16 protein-coding genes are annotated in these 24,872 nt (G+C 50.0%); 10 read left to right on the top strand and 6 right to left on the bottom strand.

From position 1 onward, the window contains the following. The first annotated feature begins 1 nt into the window (after position 1). A complete protein-coding gene (locus J7392_RS02870) occupies positions 2–5,464 on the top strand; it encodes a strawberry notch C-terminal domain-containing protein (protein WP_209216090.1) in 5,463 nt (1,820 codons plus the stop codon). Between the two features lies 1 nt (position 5,465). Further along, the gene (locus J7392_RS02865; RefSeq protein WP_209216089.1) at positions 5,466–7,877 is read left to right on the top strand and encodes a hypothetical protein; all 2,412 of its coding nucleotides are present in this window, start codon (positions 5,466–5,468) and stop codon (positions 7,875–7,877) included. A 6-nt stretch (positions 7,878–7,883) separates the two neighbouring features. Here the strand turns inward: J7392_RS02865 and J7392_RS02860 are convergent, their stop codons facing one another. Next, positions 7,884–8,699 (bottom strand): hypothetical protein, encoded by an 816-nt coding sequence (locus J7392_RS02860; protein WP_209216088.1) that lies wholly within the window; start codon positions 8,697–8,699, stop codon positions 7,884–7,886. A gap of 759 nt (positions 8,700–9,458) precedes the next feature. Here J7392_RS02860 and J7392_RS02850 point away from each other — a divergent pair. From J7392_RS02850 to J7392_RS02840, 3 genes are all read left to right on the top strand, one after another. After that, on the top strand, positions 9,459–10,559 hold the full coding sequence (locus J7392_RS02850) for a replication initiator protein A (protein ID WP_209216086.1): 1,101 nt from the start codon (positions 9,459–9,461) through the stop codon (positions 10,557–10,559). Between the two features lie 174 nt (positions 10,560–10,733). After that, a complete protein-coding gene (locus J7392_RS02845; protein WP_209216085.1) occupies positions 10,734–11,735 on the top strand; it encodes a helix-turn-helix domain-containing protein in 1,002 nt (333 codons plus the stop codon). A gap of 71 nt (positions 11,736–11,806) precedes the next feature. Next, positions 11,807–12,130 (top strand): hypothetical protein, encoded by a 324-nt coding sequence (locus J7392_RS02840; RefSeq protein ID WP_209216084.1) that lies wholly within the window; start codon positions 11,807–11,809, stop codon positions 12,128–12,130. Here the strand turns inward: J7392_RS02840 and J7392_RS02835 are convergent. Beyond that, complete coding sequence (locus J7392_RS02835; protein ID WP_209216083.1) at positions 12,127–13,224, bottom strand: hypothetical protein; 1,098 nt, start codon at positions 13,222–13,224, stop codon at positions 12,127–12,129. The genes J7392_RS02840 and J7392_RS02835 overlap by 4 nt on opposite strands. A 146-nt stretch (positions 13,225–13,370) precedes the next feature. Here J7392_RS02835 and J7392_RS02830 point away from each other — a divergent pair, with 146 nt between their 5' ends. After that, positions 13,371–14,051 (top strand): hypothetical protein, encoded by a 681-nt coding sequence (locus J7392_RS02830; protein WP_209216082.1) that lies wholly within the window; start codon positions 13,371–13,373, stop codon positions 14,049–14,051. Positions 14,052–14,079: 28 nt separating this feature from the next. Here the strand turns inward: J7392_RS02830 and J7392_RS02825 are convergent, their stop codons facing one another. Continuing rightward, positions 14,080–14,310, bottom strand: a complete 231-nt coding sequence (locus J7392_RS02825) for a hypothetical protein (protein ID WP_209216081.1) — start codon at positions 14,308–14,310, stop codon at positions 14,080–14,082. Positions 14,311–14,313: 3 nt separating this feature from the next. After that, positions 14,314–14,487: a hypothetical protein gene (locus tag J7392_RS02820; RefSeq protein WP_209216080.1), complete on the bottom strand. Its 174-nt coding sequence runs from the start codon at positions 14,485–14,487 to the stop codon at positions 14,314–14,316. Positions 14,488–14,646: 159 nt separating this feature from the next. On the opposite strand from J7392_RS02820, the gene J7392_RS02815 reads away from it, so the two are divergent. The 3 genes from J7392_RS02815 to J7392_RS02805 all read left to right on the top strand — a co-directional run bounded on the left by J7392_RS02815 (position 14,647) and on the right by J7392_RS02805 (position 18,557). Next, positions 14,647–17,211 (top strand): TraM recognition domain-containing protein, encoded by a 2,565-nt coding sequence (locus J7392_RS02815; protein WP_209216079.1) that lies wholly within the window; start codon positions 14,647–14,649, stop codon positions 17,209–17,211. Between the two features lie 108 nt (positions 17,212–17,319). Further along, entirely contained in the window at positions 17,320–17,892 is a 573-nt protein-coding gene (locus tag J7392_RS02810; RefSeq protein WP_209216078.1) for a hypothetical protein, read from the top strand. Between the two features lie 65 nt (positions 17,893–17,957). After that, entirely contained in the window at positions 17,958–18,557 is a 600-nt protein-coding gene (locus J7392_RS02805) for a hypothetical protein (protein ID WP_209216077.1), read from the top strand. Between the two features lie 90 nt (positions 18,558–18,647). Here J7392_RS02805 and J7392_RS02800 read toward each other — a convergent pair whose 3' ends face one another. Then, entirely contained in the window at positions 18,648–19,622 is a 975-nt protein-coding gene (locus J7392_RS02800; protein WP_209216076.1) for a hypothetical protein, read from the bottom strand. 162 nt (positions 19,623–19,784) lie between these two features. Between J7392_RS02800 and J7392_RS02795 the strand changes: the two genes are divergently transcribed. After that, positions 19,785–20,600 (top strand): hypothetical protein, encoded by an 816-nt coding sequence (locus tag J7392_RS02795; RefSeq protein ID WP_209216075.1) that lies wholly within the window; start codon positions 19,785–19,787, stop codon positions 20,598–20,600. On the opposite strand, the gene J7392_RS02790 is transcribed toward J7392_RS02795, so the two are convergent. Beyond that, complete coding sequence (locus J7392_RS02790; protein ID WP_209216074.1) at positions 20,601–24,782, bottom strand: bifunctional DNA primase/polymerase; 4,182 nt, start codon at positions 24,780–24,782, stop codon at positions 20,601–20,603. It abuts the gene before it with no gap. Between the last annotated feature and the right edge of the window lie 90 nt (positions 24,783–24,872).

Below are 24,872 nucleotides of genomic sequence, written 5' to 3'. Positions count from 1 at the left end.
CATGACCGACAACAAGATGAAATGGATCGATTTTTCCTCATACGGCGCTCAGTATTGCGTGCTCGAACTGAAAAAAGGCGACACCGTCTCACGGCACCCTGCTTTCAAGCCACTACGTAAACTGAGTGCTGACGAAGAGAAAGATCTGGATCAGATTGCCGAACTTCTCGGAATGACGAAGAGGGAAGTAAAAGGTCACACGATCTACGTCGATCACAAGTCTAAAAAAGTCGACCTATCGAGCGTTGCTAAATCGGTCGTTCAAGCTGGCTTCAAAAAGATCAAGCCGGTCATGCTGGATAGATCTTCTATCATCATATCACCCGCTGGCAGCCCAGCGCCTAAAGAAGATGCTGCACCGGCCGCCCCAGCTCCGGCACCTAAGGAAGTCAACGCAGAAGTGTCTGAGAAGCAGCCTACCCGCTCTTCCACCCCAAAGAAATCTGTTGAAAAGGAAGTGGCTCCTAGCAAGAAATTTAATGCAGAGAAGTTCCTTCAGAACACCACGAGCCTTATACAGAAGGCAAATGGTGATGAAATCCGTGTCTTTACATCCGGCAAGAATGAAGGGAAGCGCATACTTCTTCTTGGTGGAAAAGCTACCTTTGAAACCATTCTGGTTGAAGGTGAAAGCGATCAAGGCCCAGGTGCATTCCTTCGTGCTGTTGATCAGCAGTCCCTTTATGAATGTGCTCAAGTCATCGCTGATCGCCTGGTCGATGGCGACAATATCCGGTTCTCCGACGTTGAAGAGTTTGCCAATCTAATCTTCCCCGAGCCTGCTGATCATGGTCAGATAGAAAGCCTATCAGCCGAAGTAGACAATGCTTTGGCTGTGTGGATGCGTGGTATCGGTGATAAAACACCTAGGGACCTCTTCTATTCTTCGATGAAGATCGCAGAGAGCTCTATCTACAAGAGAAAAGTAAACTCTGCTCCGGTAAACTCCGAGCCAGCTGATATTAACTTGGGTGTTGCCGCTGCCATCCTGCGACTGACTGCAACCGCTCCAGAAGATAAGAAGACTGTCTTTGTTAACCCGGGCAAGGCAACAATCGTCAGCCGTTGGAAAAGAGGTCGCAAAGGCGAAGTATCTGTCTTCGATAGCCGTACAGAAGTCTTGGATCGCCTAAATGCTCTGGGTCGAAAGATCGGTTTGCGCGCCGAAGATAATATTTCTTCTGACACGCCCACAGCCGCCGGTCGCGACATCGTTGTTGCGAACCTGGCAAGCAGCACAGCAGTAGATCCGCTCACAAGAGACAACGTGACGTTCACCCGTCAGGAATACATCGACATCATCAAGCTGCTCGACGAGCGCGTGGATGAAGGTATCGCGATGTTCACCTTCCCTCAGCAGGCTGATGAGAATGACGCTGAGTTCAAGGCCTTCATGGACTTCCTTGGTCGTCACTATGCCGTAGAGGGTTCTGCCGAAATTGGTGGGGCTCTTCACGCAGGCGTATCAGACGCTTCTAACCTCGTGGCCCTATCTGTCGGTCAGAAGCGTCCTAAAGCGCTTAAGAAGTCGCCTGAAGCGGCCCTGCGTCATCGTCAGGTATTTGACTCGAATGCACTCTACAGCTGGACGTCAGAAGTCCTGAAGGCACGTGCCAAGATCTCCAACTACTATGCCGAAGCTGAGAACGCTGTCGAAGAGACCGCTGAAGAGCTGGAGCGTAATCAGTATCAGGCGCCTTACGTGCCAGGCTCTAAGGTATCTGATCCTGAAGCTATGTGCCCCAAACACCTAGAAGGACCAATGCGCTCGGCCATGAACCGTCTGATGAAGGCTGTGGGTGATGTGGATACCTATGTCGCCAACCAGATGGGGATGACCTACGAAGAACTGGCAAAAAGGTTCTCCGCAGAACAGGTGGATGCCCTCGCGCTTGAAGCCTACAGCGAACAACGGGGCCAAAGAGGCTTCCATATCGCTGACCAGACGGGACTCGGTAAAGGTCGGGAAACCGCCGGTGTTGGTGGCCGTCATGTCATGCTCGGCCGTACTGTCATCATGGCAACTGCTAAGGCAGCGAACATCCAGGACCAATTGCGTGATCTCGGTGATACCGGTCAGTTGGATCACATCACTCCTCTGATCTTCAATAGTGGAACCTATCACTACACAGATCCTGAGACCGGTGAGACGAAGACCTACAAAGGCTTGGACAAAGATGAAGCATTTGATCTTCTGGTGGAGTTCGAGCCTGCACTCGATGATGCTGGTAACCCTCTAGTCGACGAAAACGGTAAGCCACTTCGCGATGAGAATGGTCGTCCGATGGGCACATTCCGTTCCAAGCCTCTCGACGAACATAATATGATTTTGACCACCTACTCTCAGCTTTCCGGTGATCTGGAAAAGCTCGAGGAGGAGGATCCAATGTCCATGAAAGCGATGAAGCTTCGCTGGTTCATGGAGCAGGTCGATAATGACACCGTTCTTGTTCTCGACGAAGCACAAAACGCGACTGGTAAGGGCAATACTGGTAAGAACTTCCGTCATGCTATCGAGAATGCCAACCGAACTGTTTTCTCCTCAGCGACCCATGCGAAGAACGCGGCAACAATGGAGCTTTACAGCATCCTGTTCCCTGAGCACCTCAGCCCTGAAGAGCTGGTGGAAATCCTCCGCAAAGGTGGCGACACTGCACTGGAGTCTGCGACATCGGCTCTCGCGGCAAACGGTATGTATATCCGCCGTGAACATGATAACTCACGCATGAATATCTTCCTGTACTCTGATGAAGAGAACCAAGAGTATAACCGTTGGGTTGCAGACGCGATTTCCCCAATCTGGGCTGAGATCGCCTTCCTGACAGGTGAGGTAAACACTCGTCTGCAAACGCGTGTGGATCGGCTCCTGGAAGCACAGAATGAGGCCTCAGAGCAAGCCATTGAATTGAGACTCGAAGTTCAAGCTGAAAATCAAAACCTAACAGACGAAGAGCGCGCGGAGAGAGAACAACAGCTCAATGAGGTTCGTGCTCAACAGCGCAATAACCGTCGTACGCTTAAGAAGCTACAGACAGCCAAAATTGGTCTTGGTTCTCCATTGTTCCGAGTTACGAAAAACCTCTATGCAGCGCTTAAAGCTGAAACCATTGCCGACCGCGCAATTGAAGACCTAAGAGCAGGTAAGAAGCCTGTTATCGTTGCTGACAGCGTTCAGGGTGAGCTTTTCAGCGACATTCAGAAACGTCACGCGGTAGAACGCGAAAATGGAAGCGAGACCTTCACTCCCCCGAAGCTGAGAGACTTCATCGAGAGAGAAATTCGTAATATTTTCGCGCATGTTCTCGAAAATGCCGATGAGATTGGAGAGAACGACGGTGAGGGAGAACAACTCCGTCAGCGCGTTGAAGGTATCCTTGAGCTAATCAAAGACCTGCCGGACCTCGATATTTCCATGATCGATGTGATTAAAGATCGTGTGAGAGCGGCCGGTTTCAATATCGGTGAAATCACAGGTCGTGCGTTCGAGGTAGATTCAGAAACGGGTGAAGTTATCCGTCGTAAGAAGCCGCGTCCTCAGGATGTCGTTGATGAGTTCAACAACGGCGATCTTCACGCAGTGTTGGCGTCCCAACCTGGTCTTGTTGGCCTATCTTATCATGCTGCTAAGCAGTTCAAAAACAGAAACCCACGCACGATGCACTTGGCAGACGCGCCACTGGATATCGTCATATTTATGCAAGCGCTGGGCCGCATTTTCCGTAAGGGCAGCCTGTCTGATCCTGAGTTCACCATCTACGACACGGGTATCCCGGTTGAAAAGCGTGCGATGGCCTCTTTGATCGCTAAGTTGCGTAAACTGAACGCGAACACATCCGCGAATAGAGACTCCGCACTGATGCAAGAAGGCATGTTGGATCTCTTCAACGTGGTTGGTGACTATGTTTGCAATAAGTACTTCGAAGCACGCCCAGAGTATCTGACAGCCATGGGGCTTGAGGATATGATCAACGAAGACAATGACGTTATGGCTGGCGAGGAAGGCGAGATCGCTGAAATGAAGCGCTCTGCAAACCAGATCATTGCACGCCTTGGTCTTCTTCAAACTGAAATCCAAGAGCGTATCATGAATGACATCGTGAACGAATATGATGCAACCGTACACGAACTGGATGCTCGGAACGAAAACCCGAACAAGCCGACCAGACTTCCTGGATCAGTCAAAATTCAGAGCCGTACTCTTTTCCAAGGTGCCACTGATGGTTCAGCGGCCGACGCCTTTGACGCGCCCGTCTATCTGGTTACCGGCATTCTAGAAGAAACCGAGGATCCCTTCACCGGGGAAGAGATCGAAGATAAAGCCATGAAGGCTTCTGAGGACGAAAACTTCAGAAACCAAAAGGTTATTGCTGATCGCATCTCAAACCGTCGTAGAGTTGATCTAGAGAATGCGCTGAACTCACCTAAGAGTGCAGGTCTTGAAAGTGTAGAAGCCGCGCTCGCATCTGAGGCTTCCAATCCTGTTAAGGAACGCGCAAAGAGATCTGATTTCTTGGCAACTGCGGTAGAGAAAGTTGTTCCAGGCGCTCTCATCCAGATCGATCTTGCAGGCGAAACATTTGACGCCATCGTGACGCAGGTGAAGTACCCTACATCAGAGCAGGAAAGCATGCTCATGGCTTCTTATCGCTTCAAGTTTGCTATCCCAGGCATGGCATATGAGATCCCTGGCAACTTCGCTACGCTCTCTAAGGATCCGGCATTCAATCCTGATGACAATCACGAGAAGCTATCCGTATGGCCTGGCCTCAATGATCCTAGAGATGAGGAAGTCGCCGCAATCCTGAACCAGTTCGATAACTCCAAGGAAATCCGTAGAGCACGTCGCATCCAGTTCTTGGAAGGTAACGACTGGGCTATCCAGGACATCCTGCAAAACCAGAAGATCGAGGGCAAGCGTATCGGTGACTTCGTTGAATACGAAGACGCGGAAACTGGCGCTGTTAACCGAGCAGCATACCTGAAGAGAAACTTCTTCGATGCAAACAGAATGCCGGTTCAGCTTCGTTCTCCTGAGATGGCTTTTGATGCTGTTCGTGAGAATGTTGGCCTGAAGCTGCGTCTGGATCGTGCACTGGTTAAGAACCACTTCAGCGTTCAGCGTGGTACGAATGGGTACGAGGTTGAGCTACCGCCGATCTCTCGCAGGAAGACCGCCCATATCTACAATAATGATTATCTGCGGAATGTGTATCGTCAGGCATCAAACGGGAATGACCGCCGAAAGGTAACCATGAAGTTCCGCTTGGATCAGGAAGATCAGGTTCTTCGCTTAATTCGTGAGGTCGCAGCCAGTGGTGATCGCTACTGGACAAGCCCATCATTGCGTCCTTGGACCAACGAATGGCTGACTAGAAAAAATCTTCCTGAAACCGAACTGGATAATACTGAGGATATGCATCCTGAGAATGATGCATCCCCCGATAACGTTGCGATGGCAGGATAATATGACTGATTTGACAGATACACAGATTTCAAAATTTGAAGCTCTATTGGATGGGCATAAAAGAGATTTTACCGCCCAGGAATTCAACGCCAATGGGGTTAAAGGGGTCTATTGGACCGACCTCACCCGAAGGCCTGCCGAAATTAAGGTAGCCTTCAGGTATGAGGAATTCGAAGGGATCAGTGGCATTCAGTTCTTGGAGCCAAGCCAATCTAAGCGGGTAGATCACCGCCTTAAGGCTGTAGAGGATAGGATTGCTGAAATAGTGGGTGCCGGAGAGATCTCTGATTATGAGATGAAAGAGTCCACAATCATCCGAACCTTTGGCTTGTTTGGGCGTGATAAGGCTGACATCGGTGACACGGCCTGGAAAAGCATCGCTGCACGAGCTGAGAAGGAACTCAGCAAGAAAGATGCGGCCCTGTTCCTAGAGACCCTAGATAAAGAAGCTTTCATAAATTTGGAGAGTAAGAGGCTTAGCCTCCCCTTCCTTCAGTTTGAATCCGTCGCTCTTCACAAAGACGCAGTTAAGTTAGCAGAGCGTCCTGAAATCGATTGGTCCACCCTGTCGTTTTACGGGAAAAATGACCAGACTGGACTGCTGCGTCGGCAGGCAGCTGAAATCTATCCTTTGTTTGCTTCATATTTTGCAAACAACTCTATGTTTGCGCGGCGAGTAATCCAAAAGCAGCAGCCCCTGAATGCGGCCCTTGCCGATAAACTAGGTCTCAAGGAAAAAGCTCTGAAGCGGGTACAGAAGAAAAACTGGAGCCTCCATGGTTTGTCGCCTGAAGAACTGGGACATGCGCTATCTGTGATCCCACCTGATTGGATCCCTCAGGAAGAAGAGGAATGGGAGTCCTTTTGCATCCTGACGAAGACTGTCGGCAGGAAGTTTGGTATCCCTTTGGGGTCAGTGTCCCCTGCCCCGTTTGATGCACTCTACAAAGGTGCCAAAGGTAAGTGGCGTGAATTTCATGAGAGATGCGTGCTAGCATTCCGTGAAGATCGCGCTCCGCAAGGTATGAGCCCAGCGCTTGCAGACCTGATAGATAAGCGGATCAAGAAAGACAGGAAAGCTCTCAATAAAGCATTGAGAAAAGGTGAGCCTGAGTTCGCACGCGAGATCGGGAAGCTGATGTCTCGGTTTGATATGGATTCTTCTGGTAAGGCAGACGTTATAGAGTGGATGCGTAGATCTCTTAAGGAGAAAGATGCCCCTCTGCCTGCGTTTAATCCGGAGTATGCTGACCAACTGGTAGCGGACGTAGGTGAGAAACGTGAGGATATCGAAAAAGCATTGAAGGCTGGTGATGACCACTTCGAACGAGCAGCTTCCGATATTATCGGCGGGTATGTCATAGATGACGCATTTAAAGAGTCGGTGCGTTACTGGATCGATGATCTCTTCAAGCCAGACATGTCAGAGACCTTTATGGACGCTGCTGTTGAAGCGGCCCTAGATCTGAACAGCTTTGTGGCACGGCATGTGGTTCTACCTGCTGCTGCGCATGGCGTCATGGAAAACGGGAATACGGAAGAAATAACTTACCGTGCTGAGCAGCGTTTGGCTTGTAGTCTAACAGCTATGCAGCTCTTGTTGTTGCCTGAGGCTGACAACCCTGGTTCTGGTAAATCCTTCCCCAACTTTCTAGAAGTTGTAAGAGACTTTCACCAAAACTATGCTGCTATCGCAGAGAAGGTTGTGGGGAAAGGTCCCGATCTAAGTTCGCTTATGAATATTCCTTCGGGGCACTGGGTACCTCTTTTCACAGGCGAAGTTGACTTGGGTGGTGGTATATACGCTGTTTGCTTAACCAATGAAGATGAGCTTTCCGACGAAGGCCGAAGAGGTCTTTGTAAAGATGGTTCAGAAGGTAACCGACACTGTGTTGGTGGGTATGGATATCAGTGTAAGAATAACTTTCAACATATCGTCAGCTTCCGCCGCAGAACCCCTGCGGATAGCGATGAGCCGTTTGAGCGTATTGGTACCCTTCAAGTCGATAGGGTTGCACCTCTAAGCACAGACCTGAAGAAACTTCAGTATTATCGTCGAGGGAACCAAACTCCTCATGATGACGCACGAGCGGCCCAGGAACTGTTGTTCATGAAGGTGAAGAGTAAAGAAGTTCGCCTCAACCACGAACAGATGACGGCTTTCAAAGAAGCGAATGGCGTGATTGAACGTGATGTCGTGGAAGCTGAATGCCACTATAAATGGATGAAGAAAGAAAACATCACCGATGCGATGTTCGCGGTTGGCAAGATGATCCACTCCGGGTTCACCAAAGGTGAGAACGGCATCCGTAATGTAGATGGTCTCATCCAACACAAGGTATTGGATGGTCTACTCAAGAAGATGGATCCGGTTTACGACATTACTGGTGAAGGTCTGCGGATGACCGGTTAAACCCGGTTACCCAGAAATTTTATGAGGCCACTGCCATTCCAAGCGGTGGCCTTTCTTTTGAGGACGTCTGTAGAAGCCATTTGTACGGCGACGGAGGCTGAACTTGTTCTGCTCTGACGTGTCGATACTCAATAGCGCTTGATGCTCCTCATCCGTGACCTGAAGCCTTGAGGTCTGGGTCATCAGTAGGAGACCCATCATGAAGAGAGCTTCGGCCGACGCATCCCGTCGAGCGTCATCCTTTAAGCGATCCATATCTTCGCCTTCTGCCCTTATATCTCTAAGGACATCCATCTCCTCTTCGAAGCCGCTTGGGATATGGGTGTAGACCATCGACATTATCCGGGCCCAGCACTCTTTCTGGTCACGGCTGAAGAACTGGCGTGCACGGCGTGATAGAGCAGCCAGGTGGGGTTCATTCCATGAGAAGAAGGACGCTGCATGGTCGACACGCCCATCAGGAAGCCTCCAAGCTGTGGTCCCTACAATGATAGAGGGGTCTTCTTCGTGGATCGCCAGGAGAACCCCCGTTCTGACGGGATGCTCACGATTGTCGTGTAGAAGACTGGTATCTCCTCTCCGAGCATCCTCATTCCACTCAAACCAGCATACCGGCGCTGGGAGGTCCAGGAAATCCAAGTTATGCTCAATGGTGGAAGCTTCCTGCGCAAGTGTATCGCTTACAGCGGTCACCAGAGGGTCAGAGAGATCAAACCTTACGGCCCGAGGAAGTAGCTGCAATAGGCGCTCTCGCTCTGCGGCGCCCGGAACGCTCGAGAACATCGCACAGAGATCTTCCAGAAGGGATTTTTGAGCTTCCATTAGCGCTCCGCCGCCGTTTGGCAGGGAATACATCTTCGCGCACCCGGGTGAACCTCTAAACGCCGAGGCGGGATTTCTTCACCACAGTCTTCGCACTCTACGGGGCCCTTCACTACCGTAGAGGCATCTACGTTGGTCTGTATCTTACGAACCGCTCGGCTAAGGTTTTGCTGTTCTCGAATGGCAGCTAGGTCAGCGTCATCCATTTTTCATCTCCTACATCTTGGGCACAAGATATGCAGGTCTCGTTAACGGGCGGTGAAAGCACACTTCTTGTAAGCTCATGTTTTACAATGACTTTTAAAGTGCTGGTCACAGCTGAGGAGTGCTCGGGGCCTATTTTCGTGTGCCCAGGGACCTACTGAGTCGGCCCCACCCGATTCTCAACCTCTAAAAATTTCTACAAAATCAGTTACTTAACTTTTCCGGACCGGAACTTCACCAATCTTGGGGCCTCCTTGTGACCAGAACTTCACTAAATATGGAAGAGGCCCTGGCAGCAGAGAGCTTTAACTTCAAAGCTTAACCATATGACTCTAAAACAAAAAGAACCGAAGGGACTAATGCCTTTGACACTACATGTTGCCACGGGCTATCGCCGTCTGCATACTGACTATCAACCGTAGACCTTCGAAAGAGGAAATCATATCGACGATCAGACCATCCAGAGCCACTTAGTCACGTAAAAAGTGGCAGAATGGCAAAAATATGAAGACTAACCAAGAGGCCGAAAACTGGTCCGAATAGAGGCAATTACCGATGACAGACGTCGGAGATCATAAGCAGGGCAGCCTAGACTTTGGACACGAGGATGTCCGAGATCTAAGTGCAGGGCAAGTCGGAAACGCACCGATCCTGATGTTCGCTCAGTGGTTCACTGACGCGTACCAGGGCGAAGCCTTTACCACTACTGTTCCTTGGTACATCGATGGCCAGCGCGGGGAGATTTCGATCTCTGTATCAAGCGTTGCCACTGATCAGGAACCCGCAGTGGCAAGCCAGATCGACGCCCGTTTTCTTATGTGCGTTCTAACTAAGGCTGCCGAGATTGCTAAGGACAACAATGGATCGGTTCCAGGAAAAATTCGGATCAGCGTTCAGGAATATCTGAAGGCAACTGCTCAGAAGAAGACTACGTACATCAGCAAAGAGTTGATCAAGTCGGTAAACCGGCTCCGAAATTCACGGATCGTGACAGATATCCGCGATGAGAAAACGGGTGCAGAAACGCACTTTAGTTGGGTCTCTGAAGCTACAGTCAATTATCGGTACCGATACGTGAATGATGAAGCCGGGCACGATGGGAAACGTCGAGAGCAGATGCTGACGTCGTTTGATATCGTTCTTCCCGAATTCTTGAAGCGTCTCGTACAGGTAGAAATGGGAGGGGCAATTCGTCCATACCAGCTTGGCTACTTCCAGATAAAGTCTCCTACGATCATGAGGATCTACGAGATCGCAAACGTCGCGCCAGAGGTGTTTAAGATACCGATGAGTAAGCTTCACGTTCACGTTGGGGGATCGACCACCCTTCGCTACTTTAAGCGCAACGTGCTACGAGCTTTCAGGCGTCAGATTGCTGCATCACCGGAAGACAACAGCGCATGGGAGCCCTTGCTGCCCGGATTTTCCGTATATCTTTACGCCAATAATGAAGAGCCTTCCCTTCATTGGCTTGATGATACGCCGCCGAAAGGTGACGTGTGGCTGTACTTTGAGAAAGGTGGACAACAGTACGCCAATCTTGATCGCAGCCTTGAGGACGTGATCGAGTATCACCCTGAGCAGCTTACCGACTATCAAAAGAACCTGATAGTATCATCGGTCAGATCGAAAGGTGGGGAGGCCCTAATGACCTAGAAAACAAAGAAAAAGGCGGCCGGAGCGCCAACTCCAACCGCCTTCTAGACCATTCATCGAGTGCTGAGCTCGTTAAGTTGAGGTCCTTAGACACCCCCAACTTAGCCTCTCTGTGCTCATCGTACAAGACTGTTGCGTGCTGAAATTCATATTTCAGCCGACGAGGAGGCTATTATGCCTGAGCAAACAAATAAAAAGCCGAACGGCATCCAAATTCCTTACGACATCATCTGTGATATTACCGGTAATCAGCTGCGCGTGCTGATGGGACTCCGAAATTACACAGATAAGGACGGCTGGTGCCACCCAAGCCAAGAGACCTTGGAAGAGGAACTCAACTTGTCTCATGGCACAATTTCGACCTGTGTGGCCGCTCTTCATAAAAAAGGGCACATTACAGTTTACCCTCAGTATGACAAGAAGACAAATAAACGTGGTAATAACCTATATCAGGTTCACGTCGGTGCCTGTTACGTCGCGCCGTATGACAAATCTGACGCCAAAAAATCAGGTGAAGCCACATCTAAAAATTATGAAAGCCGTATCCAAAAATTAGACGGTAAGAAACAACCAAATAATTACACACAGCGCGTGAAAGAAATTTATGATTGGGAGCCTTCGGAGGAAACGGTTCGCACAATCATCGAAACCCTTGGGGAACAAAAGGCTCTGAAACTCATCGAGAGGTTCAAAAAGAGATGCTCAGAAAAAGGGTACAACTACGCCAATTTCGATGAAGGGTTGTTGGCTTGGTCAAAAGATGAATTAGAAAAGACCAGGCGGGCTGATGAAAAGAAGCTTCAGCGTGCCAAAGCCCCAACATCCGCTTCTAGCCAGAATAAAGCTGCTGAGAATGCCCCTTTGCATGTCCCTGAGGATATCCAGCAGGTTGTCTACTCCCTAGAGCCAAATGTCAGTACTATGGAGCCTCAGCAGCGGTTCATGGCCTCCTTGTACTGGGTTGCTACCCAGGCTGCCGCAGCAGTGAAGGATGCTAGCCACGCAAAGAGTATGTTTGATATTTGGCTTTCCAAGCTCGAACTGAAAGCGGATGGCGGGGCATATTCTGTGAGATCAAAATCAGCGTATGCTGCAAATTACCTGATGGGTAAATATGCCGATCTTTTACGCGAAGCAGGCCGAAAATTCGATATTCCTCTAGGTTCGTTTACCTAGTCTCAATCTTATGACGTTGTTGCTTGCAGAGTGGGTTGGTATCTTCCCATCATAGAAGAGGTGAGGACAACATGTCTAAGGAAACTGAAAATAACATCGAAAGGATTCGGCGTCTTGCTGAGGAAGCTATTTCAGAGTTTGGATCGGAGCGTGGCCACAAGGTCCTAGTCCAATTCAAAAGCGATTTCGGCCTTCCAGAAGAGGACGGTGTGGAATACCAAATCGAGTCTAATGTGAAAACATTGGGTGACACCGTTTACCCTGAGTTCACGGTTAGTCGATCTGAAGATGGTGGCCCTTTCCAAAAAATCGGAAAGGGTGTCGACATCGACGTTGCCTTGGAACGTGCAGTCATGAAGCTCGAGAATAGCTCAAGCATGGCACTGGGCCGCTAAAATAGCGACCCAGTGAAGTTCAAAGCTTCGAGCTGGATTTCTAGATCCGGTGTCCCTGCATAATCTAGGGTGACCAGGTAAGAGCTACCATGGTCAGCATATCTGAGGATCTGAACGCCTTCGAGGCGCTCTAGACGTCGCATGATATCATCCCAACCCGATGTGTGGGCAGCGATAATCTGCAAGGTAAGGATGGTTGGATACCCATCCAAGCGCGGACGACCAACGAACCTGTATCTTATAGGCTCACCTACGAATTGAGACTCCTCTTCTAGCTGTTGGTGCAGCATCCAAAAGGCCTCCAGTGTTGACGCACGTGTTGTCGTGATGTCTGACAAGTTGGTTTCTACTGCGCCGGTCACCGAGAGCATGTTACCATCATCATCAGGTTTAAAATATGCCATCTCCAGGTCTAAACTAGATCCCTTTGCGACCATCAGCACGGCAGGAGCATTATAGCGTTTGCCCAGCTGAGATGCGATCTCAGCGAGATCTTCTGCCTTGTTTGCCGCTGACATATCATCCGCATCAACCGTTGCCGGAACAAACTGGGTTGCTCCATCACGGAACGGAATACGCCATTTAGAAGACCAAGGTGCCTTCTTGCTGCTCAGGCTCCAGACATTATCTTCAACATTGGCAGGTACCAATAGAACCCACGCAGGGGGAGCAATCTTAGTGCCTCCGCTTTCAAAGCTGGCGTTGCGGGTTGAAGCGAGTTGGTAGGCAGGATCTTCCAGTGCTGAGTGAACACGTAGATAAGCCTCATAGCTACGCTCATCTGCCTTGTAGGTCTCATCAAGGATCAGCATTTTATCGATCACTTGGTGCTGAGGGATGCCACTTTCTTGATTGAGAACAACTGCTATGAAGTCAGTAGCACCTTGGATCGCTTTTTGGCGACCGTTCCACATATCAACGTCGCGAACTCTAAACCTGAAAGTCCATTCTTCAGCGCTGATCTGATCACTGTTGACGATTTCAACCGAGCCTGGCTCAAAGCTACCATGCACCGACGAGTTAATGGCTTCCTGTGCGGCGCCAGAGCTTGCCAGACAGAAAGACCCGAGAGCACTGCACATGATCAGTGTCATCGTATTTTTGCGTAGTATATACATGGCGGCATCATACATCTTTTTGCATTAAATCATCGTTTCGAAATTATGATACTAAAGTATTTTGGATATGCTTGCCTAATACATGGTTTGGGTGTAAGTTCACTTCCAAATAGAGGTAATTCATGAGTACTGAACAAAAGCGATATGTTTATTATCGCGTCAAAAAGGGCGCAGAGAAATTCCAAAATTGGGCAGAGGATGATGCCAGGAAATCGCTGATCAGCGAAGCTTTCGTCATTGGTGAAATGAGCCCCGGTAAAACCCGAGATGATCTTGAGGACATGAAGGTGGGGGAAATCGTTCTGGACACAGGTACTGGGAACCTCTGCATCAAGGTTGAAAGCGGCTCGGAGTGGATCCGTCCTTCAACCCCCTGCCCTGACTGCGAAGGTCATCTTGAGCTGCGCAAAAAGTTCTTCAAAATCGGGTCGCCGAAGTCACCTTGGAAATATCTGTGCTCGCGCAATGAAAGCGGATGCAAAACAGTCTACGCGGCATCCAAGCCAGGAAAGATTTCAGGCGAGCCTGTCAATGCAGAAACCAGAAATGCGCGCAAGCTCACCACTACAATGTTTGAAAGACTGTGGAAACAGGCTCCTGATATCGTCAACTGGGATGGCGATATGAGTGAGATGCATAAGGTTGTGAATAAAGCGAAGGCACGGGCCTATCGGTTTCTTGCTCATACAATGAAGGAAAAGGGTCACGAAGAAGGAAACATCAACAAGATGGATATCCCTACCCTTCGTGAGGCTTACAAAATTTGTAAAAACTCAGATCTTAATGAGGTCATGCGCTTCTAGAGTTGATCGCATGACCTCATTAGTCACCTTAATAAATTTGGTGCGGACCTGATACGATCTTAGCGCCTGCGGCTTCAATCTCAGCCCGGGCTTTATCAGTCGCTTTCTTATAGTTTCTTTCTTCACGGTCAAAGCTGACGATCAGCTGGCCGCCTTGTATGATCACGGTGGCGTCACGGCAACCGTTCTCGAACAGTTCGTCCTCGAATTTATCGACATTGTCGGTTTTCGCGGTGAACTCGAAGCTAAAATACTCCATGTCTTACTCTTCTTCGTCGTCTTCTGTTCTGGCAGGCAACTGGGTTACCTCATTATTGGCGAGGTAAGCTGCAATAGCGTCACTCTCTTCGTTGGTGATAAACTTCGCTGTAGGGCTCGGCTTCTTGCGACGCCCCTTCATCATGGGGAAGGACAGCCCCTTTTTTGCTTTCGCCACGGTAAGTATTCTCTCTTTGTGTTAATGATGAATAAGAATAGCATGATGACGTCAAATCATCGTTAAAGTTGATCTATGACGGATAAAGCACTCTAGGTTTCAGCTGATTTTTAATATTGGTAACCACATGCATAGTGAACTGACAGTTACCGGTAAATTATGGCAAACGAAAAGAAAACCAGAGGCTTAACGGTTGAGCAGGAGCTGAACGAAGAGTTTCTCTTCCGCGACACGCGTACCACCGTCAAAAAGTTTGTCGATTGGATCACTGTACCCGACAATATGGTTGTCCTACTTGGCCTCTTTGCGACGGCCGCTTTTTTGGTGCCCGCTCTCGCTCTTTTCTTGTTTGTTGTGGCTTTCGGATTTTTCCGGTGGGGCATGAAGCGCGAAGAAACTGCGCCCCTGAAGATGCCCATTCAATCCAAATTCCTGGATCCTCATCAACCTCACCCGGCTACTGGTGCTCCAACAGAAGGTAAGGGCATCTTCTTCCTTGGTAACGAGATGAAGACCGGCAAAGAGGTCTGGCTAACCAACGATGATGCGCGTCAGCACTTTTTGGTGGTTGGTACCACTGGTGCTGGTAAGACCGAGTCACTTTTGGGATTTGCCGCAAACGCTCTAACTTGGGGCTCTGGTTTCCTTTTTTGCGATGGTAAGGGTGACGTTGCTCTCTTCGCCAAAGTATATGCCCTCGCCCGCCGGTTCGGCCGTGAAGATGACCTCCTCGTCCTCAATTTTATGACGGGTAACCAAGACCTCGGGGCATCGGGCGGCAAAATCATGTCGAACACCCTGAATCCATTCTCTACCGGTTCGTCGGACTCGTTGACGCAGATGGTCGTGTCCTTGATGGATGATGCCGGTGGTGATGGCGCCATGTGGAAAGGTCGTGCGACCGCCATGCTTACAGGTGTGATGCGTGCTTTGACCTGGCTGCGTGATGAGGGTCGCGTTGACCTGAACGTTGGCGAAATCCGTAGTTTCATGTCTCTCCGGAAAATTATCGATTTGGGAGACGAGACTGGCGACTATAAAGACATTCCTCAACCAATCCGAAAGTCGATCACCAGCTACCTGACGTCTCTACCAGGTTTCACTCCCGAAAAGGGGCATAAGCAGGCTCAGACTACGCTTGACCAGCACGGCTATCTGGAAATGCAGTTTACCAAGATCCTTGGCTCGCTTGCGGACGTTTACGGTCATATTTTTAAAACACCGTATGGTGAGGTGGACATGTTCGACGTGGTTCTCAACCGCCGAATTCTTGTCATCATGCTTCCAGCTCTTGAAAAGTCGGGCGACGAAATTGCGAACTTGGGTAAGATCGTTGTGGCGACCCTCAAAGGCATGATGGGTGCGACCCTTGGTTCGCAGCTGGAAGGTACCTGGGCGCAGGTTGTTGAGAACAGACCTACTAACTCGCCATCTCCGTTCATTTGCGTCCTCGATGAGGTTGGCTATTACACAGTTGAGGGGATGGCACTTATGGCCGCCCAGGCGCGTTCATTGGGCTTCTCTATGTGTTATGCGTCTCAGGATATTCCGGCGATGAAGCGGCTTAACGAAAAAGAAGCTGCTTCGATCATCGCGAACACCAACACGAAAATTTTTATGAGATCTGAAGAAGCAGACGTTACTGGTAAGCTTGCGGTTGATACGGCCGGTAAGGGTATGCGTGCTCAGGTCGGCGGTTTCTCCGGTGAAACTGGAGATATGGGCACAAGCTATCGCGACACGAAGGAGGCCAGATTGGAAGCTGCTGACCGGGTAAACTTTACTGACCTGAAGGCGCAAACAGAAGGTATGATGCACGTCCTCTTCCAGGATAAGGTTGTTCGCGCCAAGTCGTTCTATGCAAACCCAGAGGGCGCCGTAGACAACAAAAAACTGTCGCTACGAGCGAACCACTTCATCAAGGTGCCAAAGCCAGATGTCGATGACCTTGAGCGGGCCCGGAAGATGCCAAAGATCATCGAAAAGATGTTCTCGGAAGAGACAGTTGAGCAGCTTAAGAAGGATGCTCAGGATGCGGTCGACAGTATTTCAGACCGTGAAGATGATATCGCCATCTCCATTAAGGCTTTCGATCACATGCGTGCGGCTAAAAGAAAGCCAGTAGAGTGTGCTGGTGGCGCCGTGGCTGCGGTTATCCACGACATGAGATCAGCTGTTTCGTCTTTTCATGAAAAGGTTAAGGCGGTCACAGGAACCAACGAAGATAGCTCAGACAATGAGGATCAGCTTCCCGGCTTTGGTAAGCGCCCTGTTACACCGCTTAACGATGATATTGATCACCGTGTTCGGATCGAAGGCGACGATGATGACGACTACACCGATATCGATATGGCCGACGATTTCGCGAGTAATGATAGTATCATGCGTGCCCTTGCAGCACTCGACCATGAACCTGGTAAGTCCAAGGAGGACGTTGACAGCGACCTGATGTCAGCTCTGGATCCGTCCGAATTTATGGATGCTGATGATAGCTCTGATCCTGATCCAGATGACTCACTCATCTCAGATATGGAGGGCGCGCTTGATAAGGCATCCGGTGGTCTATTCGATGACTTGGACGGCGTAACTGATGAGAAGCCTAAGGACAAAGCTCCATTGAAGACATCCAAGAAAGAGGATGATGACGAGGGAAGCGGCGAGCCACAGAACGTCACGACCCAGCTTCTGTCAGAATTCTTCATGGATGATGACGATGACGAGTAATGTTTAACCCGGTGTGAACCATGCACCGGGTAGAGTGCTCCTGAAGCGGTATCGCAATAACTTGCGTATTTTATCGTATTTCAGATTAACGCTAAGGAGAAAAGTCAGGTGCAAAAGCTCGTCATGTTTAATGGTCCGCCTAGAGCAGGCAAGGATACCGCTGGAGAAATTTGCCAGGGCATGCTCGAGGACGACATGACGGCTGTGAAGTTCACGACCGCAGTTAAGGACTACGCCCACAAGACGCTTGGTCTTAACTGCCCAACCGATCACTACGAAGCTCTCAAAGATACGCCGCTATCTCTGTTTGATGGCATGTCCCCTAGGGAGTATTACATCGAGACAAGCAGAAAGCTGAGGGCTACTGATATTCGGGCGGTCTCTAAGATGTTGATCGATAAATTGCCTGCAATCGATACTAGATTTGTGGTCAATACTGATGTCGGTATGGATTACGAAGCACAAGATTTGGTGGACTATTTTGGGGCAGAAAACTGTCTTCTCATTCGTGTGCACCGGGCAGGTAAGAGCTTCGATAACGACAACCGTGGTTGGGTCGAGCCTCCTAAAGGGTGCACTGTAATCGACATTCATAATTCTACCGTTGAGGATTTCCGCAAGGAACTCATGGCGGTAGTAGATGAGTTCTCATATGAACCGGTCTCCGAGTTCGCTGTATAATCCTCGCGTTTGAGGGACTTTCATCTTTGGGGATTATATCCATTCAAGGATGAAGGGGACCCAAGATGATTACTCCGGAAATGGCAAGGCTTGTCGAAGCAGTACGTGCTTTGGACTTGGTTATTACTGTCAAGCAAGACATGGAGAGAGTGCGGCTGAACACTCCTCCCGAGAAATTCCCCGGAAAACTACTCGAACTTCAGAAAGCTCTAATGGCTTTCGATAAGGCAGAAAGTCATACAGACGGTGTCGAGAAGGATGAAGATTCTGGCAACGGGAAAGAGCACCTCCTCAAAGTATCTGAAGCACTGATTTACAAGATCCAAAAAGATATGCTGGATAATCGAGAGGCGGCTGAAATCGTCAATGACGCCCTCTCGAAGTTTGCAGGATCAGAGTGGGCTGGCCCCCAGCCTAAAATATCTGACGGCAAGGCCCGCAGACAGGCTCAGGAGCGCAGGGAGCAGAAGTTGCTAGGCAGCATACCCAGATTAACTGAAAAGAGCGTCCAGGGCCTGGATAGCGCGATCCACGACGCAGAGGCTTATCGGCAGAGGGCACTCCTGCGGGCAAAGGCAGACATGGAGCGTAGAGCAGCCTTGCAAGCTTCATTGGAAGAAAACCCACCTGATGGAGAGCAAGGACCGTCAGCATCAATTAAGTGATCAGCGATATCATTAGCTGAAATGTAAAAGATCGCGCTACAGTTTTCCGAAGCGCGATCTTTATCTTTTGTAGAAGTATCTTTTCGTCAGTTAGAGAATAGACGTCGCCATTTCTCTGACGCCATCTGAAGCGGCAAGCGCAGTAAAGGTAGCGATATAGAAAAGCACTGCAATCCATGGCATCTTCTTTGCGACCACATTATAAAACATAATGACAGAGAAGGTGACCTGCACGCCTGCAAAAATTGCGGCTGCGATTTCGGCCGACTTAGAGAGGTTCAGTCCAAGACCTGATATGCTGTCGAACAAGTATATGGAAACCAGTGGTCCCGCCATGGATGCCAATAGCAAAACCATCATGATGGCATTCTTCACAAAGCCTTGCTTTTTTGGCTTTTCGTCATCAGCTTGTTCTTGATCAACCTCATCTTCCGCAGGTGCCAGAGGTGCCGCTTCTTTCAGAAGGTCTGACTTACGACGCGCGGGTGCTACCAAAGTAGGCCGTTTCGGTTGTACCGGCGCTGGGGATTCTTGCACCTTAACCTCAGGTTCTTCAGTGACTTCATCAGTCGAAACCCGGTTATCTATTTGCAAGATAAATGGCTCGGGAGCTGGTTTAGAAACCTTCTCGGTTACCTTTTCTACAAGGGTTTCCTGATTGATGGGGTCCTGGCGTTGGGCAGGCTTAGTGTGCTCCTCCACCATCTTAGGGGCCGGTTTCGCTTTTGCTTTCGGTTTGAAGCTCTCTGCTGAGGTCGTGGCGATTTTATAGTAATCAACTTTGCCATCCTCCTCATCTTCATCGGTATCTTCACCGGAGCCGAAGATATTAGTGACGGCTTCCTCGTCTTCCTTTTCCCATACGTCGGGTTGGGTCTTGGACGTGGTGCTCTGGGCATCCGCCTCATCCAGGCCTTCAATCGTTCCATTGATATTATTCACCAATGAATCAGAGATCCGATTCAGATCAGACATTTTGAGGTGTTCTATGTTTTCGCGTAGAAGTCTCGGTCTATCCTCTGCCGGTGCTTCTAAAATTTTTTCAACAATCGATTTATTTGACATCATTCATCCTGTAGAGATTGGCAGCTCGCGGGCCCACTAAGAACTGTTTTGAAGACCTGCAAATCTTTCTATTTTGCTTCAATACATGAGATTGGTTTCACGCCGGTTAAACACTCCATCGCAACCTTACCTTTTAGGAAAATAATCTTGAGAGGATGCGGTATGGCTCAACTTGATTTCGCGACGGTGCAAGTTTACGAAATGGATGATTTGGTGGAGGTGTCATTCCCATTTGACCCTTCGTTCTCTTCATTTCTGAAAACCATGAAGGGAAGGTGGGAGCCCAAGCGTAAGTGTTGGCAGGTCAAACCACAGTTCAGTGGCAAGAGTGCGCCAGAGATTGTGGAAGCCATTAGTGCTAAGCTTGATGAGTTGGCGCCACCTAAGTGGGACAAAGTGCTTGAGATCCTACGGGGTCATGGTTGTGTCGCGAAAGGCTTCGAAGTGTTTGCTGGGAAGGGTGGTGTACGCCTGGACATGCCCCTTGGTCACCCGTGTCACCACTATCTGAAGAAGGTCGACGGGTTGGTTAACACCAGAACCAAATGGCAAGTACCAGCAAAGCTGTTTTCTCACGAGGTTGTTCAGCAATCTCTAACCCGAATTTACAATGAGGACTTCAAAAAATATGATAGTGAGCTTTCGCCAGTTGAAGAGCGCTGTCTAATTGGTCTGGTGAAGATACCGGCCGAGCAAGAGGAAGCTTTCTCTATGAAGGTAGAGGGACTGATCGCGGCCACTCCAACTTTCCTGACACATGCCGATCCTGCTATGTCGGACATCCCACTACGCGAGGTTGCCTTCGAGATCCTCAAGATGGAGAGAACCAGCGATAAAGAAATGAGAATTCGACTTGAGTATGCTGAGCCCAAGGAAGGATATGAATTCCTAAAGAAGCGTGTTTATGCGCCCAATCCAACGCCAGCATTGGACTTCAGCCATATCGTTGATGACGACTGGATACAAAGAAGGTCCTAATCAAGACCTCGTATCATTATCTCCAATATGGTTACCCATATCCTCGTAGGATTTGTCGTTTTCTTTAACGAGAGGGTTCTTGGAAGAGAGCCCTTTCTCATAAGCCATACGGTTCCAAAGGGTATCTAGGGTTTCATGGGCTTCCATGTCGGAGAACGTGACAAACAAGCTCTTGAGAACCTCATCCCGACCCGCAGAGAACTTCACTGGGTGCGATGGGATAGCCGGGTGGATCTTGTCTACCCGGCGCACACCTTTAGCAAACATGCGGCGTGTCGCACGGTGTGAGGTCAAGTTTTCAAGCTCAGCCCGCATCTCCATATCGCCAAGCTCTTCCTCAACCTTGTCAGCCTCGCGCTTACGGGCCAGGCTCTTGTGGTTGGTGTTCGCATTCTTTGCTTCGATTTTGTCGAACTCGATGCCAGACTTTGTCAGGCTTTCACCCAAACGCGTGACGTGATCCTCTAGGACCGTCTTGATGAACGCATACTCTTCGTCGGTACCGTTCTTGATGCGGTAAGCAGTATAACCTTGGGCCTGTCGACCATTCTGAGAGCCATCAATATGATTGAAGCCAAACTTCTTCATCATGCTTACCGCATGGGCCTGATCCTTGAATAGTTCTGGGCAGGTACCAAGAAGAACGCGGGGGTGGATGACACCACTGGTGCGTCGGGCAGCGTCCCAGAAGTAGGTATCTTTCTGCACGAGGTCGTCGATGTGAACCAAATCATCAATGATAAGGTTTTCCGGAATTACTGAGCTGAGAGCAAACCAGATAGGAGCGTCCCCTTCCCGATACACAGGACGAAGGCGACCACAGAACTGAAGCAGTTCTTCTTCGCGGTACTGTCTCTGGATCATACGCCCCCAGCGCCCGGGGTGCATCGGAGTGGGAATACAAACAACTTCGCCACTGCGCATTTGCAGTCGCTGTTCTGCGCTGGGCATCAACAGAGGTTTGCCTTCTTTGGTGAGGCCAGTGCCGGTTACGTCGAATGGAAGCTCAGGCTCCTCATCATCATAGGTAAGGGCAGCCACAAGACCGTCGATAGTCCGGATTGGAAGCTCCATGCGGCCGATACTGAAGGCAGCATCATGGAATTTAGCGAAGTCGAGGCCACGCATAGCACCGAAGTGGCACCAGTCAGTGTTTTCAGGGCCCTTCCAGTTTGTGTTCAGAGTTTTCCGCAGCAGGATAGATGACCCGCAAACAACACGGGAGTCGCCAAACCAGGAGCTGACGGCACTGATTGCGTTGCGCAGCTTATTGAGGCCTTTGGCGGTCACCAATTTTTTGGCTTCCGTATCGGTAGGATCACCAACCACAGATGCGTTGGAGAACGTCCGGTTAACCACACCGATTGTCTTCATATGAAGAGGACCAGAGATGTCGTGTGTTTTCACGTCAGCACCGCCCCAGATCTTATTGATGATCTCGGGTGCAGCACTCGCATCCAACAGAAGCAAGGGGATACCAAGCCAGTTTGGCTCTGTACGCCAGGAGATGCGAACAAGCTCCTTCACCGAGCCAGTCGGGGTATGCTCACGAATGAACTGGATGCGCATATCCCGATCCCCACGTGGAAGATCTTCATATTTTAGGAAGGCGTCGATCTGCTCTTGGAGTTGCAGGCGGCGCTCTGCATCTTCCGGGCGGTCGAGTTCATCGATCTGCTTCTGAAGGTTGCCCACAATTTCATATTTATTGGTAAGCAAATGGATGCGTTCTTGGATGATTGCCCAAAAGCGGCGCTCTTCGCGAACGTGTAGGCCGGTAGGCTGCGAACACAGGGCAATAACCTCTTCCAGCTCAAGCTCTGGATTGAGTGTTGTGTCCTTACGTAGAGCATTGGAGCAAATCCGAAGGCAGTAGTCGACCAACGAGGCCCCTACCCTATGCTCTTGGCCGTCGATAACCTCTGTGTATTCGAACAGCGCCTGGGCCGGGCACTCACCTTCCTGAAGAGCCTTGCTGGCAATAGAGACTGCATCTTCCCGAGCAGCGAACAAATCAAGCTCGGTGATGCCTTCACGCAACTCGTCTTTGGTCAGCCGAACCGACTTGCGGGGCAACGTCAGGTGATGCAGAGGGAATTCTGCTGTGTGCAAGAATAGGTGGTGGATACGTTCATCCGCAATCACAGCTCGTGCATGCTCCAAGTCCTTAGGGATGGAAAGCTGCATGAAAGGGTGCGGCGTAAAGATCAGGTCTGCTTGCTGGATCTTCTCTTTTTGGGTGATCGCAGGGCAACCTTCATAGAAGGGGCAGTAAACTGTCTCTGAGGTCCCGTCTTCGCGTTGTACGCTGGCCTTACAGAAGCTAGAGGTACCAACCCCTGCCTGCATTGCGGCCTGTACCTTCTCGGCCATCTGACAGCCCGCAGCAATCTTTCCCTTATACACGAGGACATCAAGACCAGCATCCATCGCATCCCGCTTCATATCGCCAAGGCGGGAATCCATCTCTTCTTCAGGGAAGAGACCCTTTTCAGACGCAGCTCTCTTCAGCTCCTCATCGGAGAGCGTTGCATCAAGGTTCAAGACTTCCGCACGGATACGGACTTCTTCAATATTGGCATAGGTAGGCAGAAGGAAAACGATAGGCTTCTTGCCAGTCTGGAGGTTGCCGAAATCATCTTCATAATCGAGATCGAGACCTTGGGCCTTTGTGATGATCGAACCATCGAGATCGCGACGTCCATCCATACGAGGAGCGATAGCACGGGCATGGTGCTCGTCTTTCTTCTCGCCGATGTAGTGGATGGTGCGTGAAGTTTTACCGGCGCCTGTTGGAGCCTTGATGACGTGCACACGGTTTTCATCCGGGGTTCGGCCACAGTTGGACATGAACACATCTTCGAAGAACTCATCGAGCGCGTTCATCAGACCATCACCGATCTCATCGATCTGCTTTTGGCGCTCCTTAGGGGTAAGGACAATTGGGTCCTTTTTCTCGACGATAGCACCAGGCAGCTCTTTGCGACGCTCATGTGAAGGCAGGAATCCAAGGCCACGCTCTTCCAGGACTTCCTTAGAGAAAGGCATCTTGAATTTTCCTGTGACCGTAATCGGATCAGGAGAGCCAGAAGACTTTTTCGTAGAGGTCGGTGCATTGAAGGTGAACTCGCCCATCGAGATCTTTTCATGGATCCGATCAACTTTGTTGGTCACATCGTTGCGAACGCGGTTGGGATTCCACTTTGTCGAAGGTTCGATGTCTTGCAAAAACTGATCACAGATCAGGCTGATGATCTGCTGCTTAGGCATGGTGGGGTTTGCCTTCACGAACGCAAAGGCAAGCTTCGTCATATAGGCTTCGCGGCCGTCGGTGATTTTACCGTCAGCGCTTTCTACCCAGCCTTGGCCCCCGGCCGCCGTGTGTAGCTTAGGAATGTTAACCTGAAGGTTTTCATCCCATTCGATTTCTTCCACGCTACGAGTGACAGTTGGATTTCTGTAAAAACGCTGGAGGTTCTCATCCACAGCTTCAAAGAAGGCTGCCAGCCGCTCTGAGCTCACGAGAGGTGCTTCCTCAGGGCCTGCTTCTAAGGGGCTTTTACGCAGCCATTGGAAATATCGACCAGTTGTGTGGTGCTTCCCCAAAAGTGTGATCGGTTTACCTTCAGTCAGGATTTCGACCGCGTGCTCGGAAGGCACCACTTCACCATCATCGGTCGTGTGGGCAAACGTACGAGACACGTTGGAAACTGGATCGTCTGGGTGATAGCGATAGAACAAAGCGATCTTAGGGGCTTTACCCACGCGTACAAAAGGGGTTTCCCCGAACATCTCATCAGCGAGTGCCGTAACTTTGTCCGACAGCACCTTGTCGAGAACGTCGATATCGAGTGCAAAAGTGTAACCACTACCCTGCCCCAATGCCACCGCAACGTTATGCGCTGGGCACTGAATTTTCCACGATTTTAGAGCTTCTGGTGTAGGTAGTTCGTAAGGAAGGCGGTGCTTTTTAGACCAAGCAATGGTCTCACCATTAACACGACCCGGGCGGCGTTCCTGATCCTGAGGGAATACAGACCAGCCCTTTGCGACCAGATCATCAGCAACGACACCAAAGACAGGCTCAGCCGGTCGATACATGAGATCGACATCGGGCTTAGCCTCGGTCTCCGAAATTTCTTCCGGGACGCCGCCAAAAATATCAAGAAAGTCGCTGGGCACGTGTAACCTTGTGTTTGAACTGTGTTATAAGCATAGGAAAGCATGTTGTCAACTTTATGAGCTGACAACATGCAATCTATTCTTTGACTG

Origin of the sequence: Sulfitobacter sp. R18_1 (genome assembly GCF_017743915.1) — a bacterium.
Classification (GTDB): Bacteria; Pseudomonadota; Alphaproteobacteria; order Rhodobacterales; family Rhodobacteraceae; genus Sulfitobacter; species Sulfitobacter faviae.
The sequence above is the reverse complement of the archived record's forward strand: the minus strand, read 5'-3'. Positions and strand labels throughout refer to the sequence as shown.

Excerpts from the sequence above, each read along its gene's own strand:
- J7392_RS02870 (WP_209216090.1), top strand. The coding sequence starts at position 2 with ATGACCGACAACAAGATGAAATGGATCGATTTTTCCTCATACGGCGCT.
- J7392_RS02865 (WP_209216089.1), top strand. The coding sequence starts at position 5,466 with ATGACTGATTTGACAGATACACAGATTTCAAAATTTGAAGCTCTATTG.
- J7392_RS02860 (WP_209216088.1), bottom strand. The coding sequence starts at position 8,699 with ATGGAAGCTCAAAAATCCCTTCTGGAAGATCTCTGTGCGATGTTCTCG.
- J7392_RS02850 (WP_209216086.1), top strand. The coding sequence starts at position 9,459 with ATGACAGACGTCGGAGATCATAAGCAGGGCAGCCTAGACTTTGGACAC.
- J7392_RS02845 (WP_209216085.1), top strand. The coding sequence starts at position 10,734 with ATGCCTGAGCAAACAAATAAAAAGCCGAACGGCATCCAAATTCCTTAC.
- J7392_RS02840 (WP_209216084.1), top strand. The coding sequence starts at position 11,807 with ATGTCTAAGGAAACTGAAAATAACATCGAAAGGATTCGGCGTCTTGCT.
- J7392_RS02835 (WP_209216083.1), bottom strand. The coding sequence starts at position 13,224 with ATGACACTGATCATGTGCAGTGCTCTCGGGTCTTTCTGTCTGGCAAGC.
- J7392_RS02830 (WP_209216082.1), top strand. The coding sequence starts at position 13,371 with ATGAGTACTGAACAAAAGCGATATGTTTATTATCGCGTCAAAAAGGGC.
- J7392_RS02825 (WP_209216081.1), bottom strand. The coding sequence starts at position 14,310 with ATGGAGTATTTTAGCTTCGAGTTCACCGCGAAAACCGACAATGTCGAT.
- J7392_RS02815 (WP_209216079.1), top strand. The coding sequence starts at position 14,647 with ATGGCAAACGAAAAGAAAACCAGAGGCTTAACGGTTGAGCAGGAGCTG.
- J7392_RS02805 (WP_209216077.1), top strand. The coding sequence starts at position 17,958 with ATGATTACTCCGGAAATGGCAAGGCTTGTCGAAGCAGTACGTGCTTTG.
- J7392_RS02800 (WP_209216076.1), bottom strand. The coding sequence starts at position 19,622 with ATGTCAAATAAATCGATTGTTGAAAAAATTTTAGAAGCACCGGCAGAG.
- J7392_RS02795 (WP_209216075.1), top strand. The coding sequence starts at position 19,785 with ATGGCTCAACTTGATTTCGCGACGGTGCAAGTTTACGAAATGGATGAT.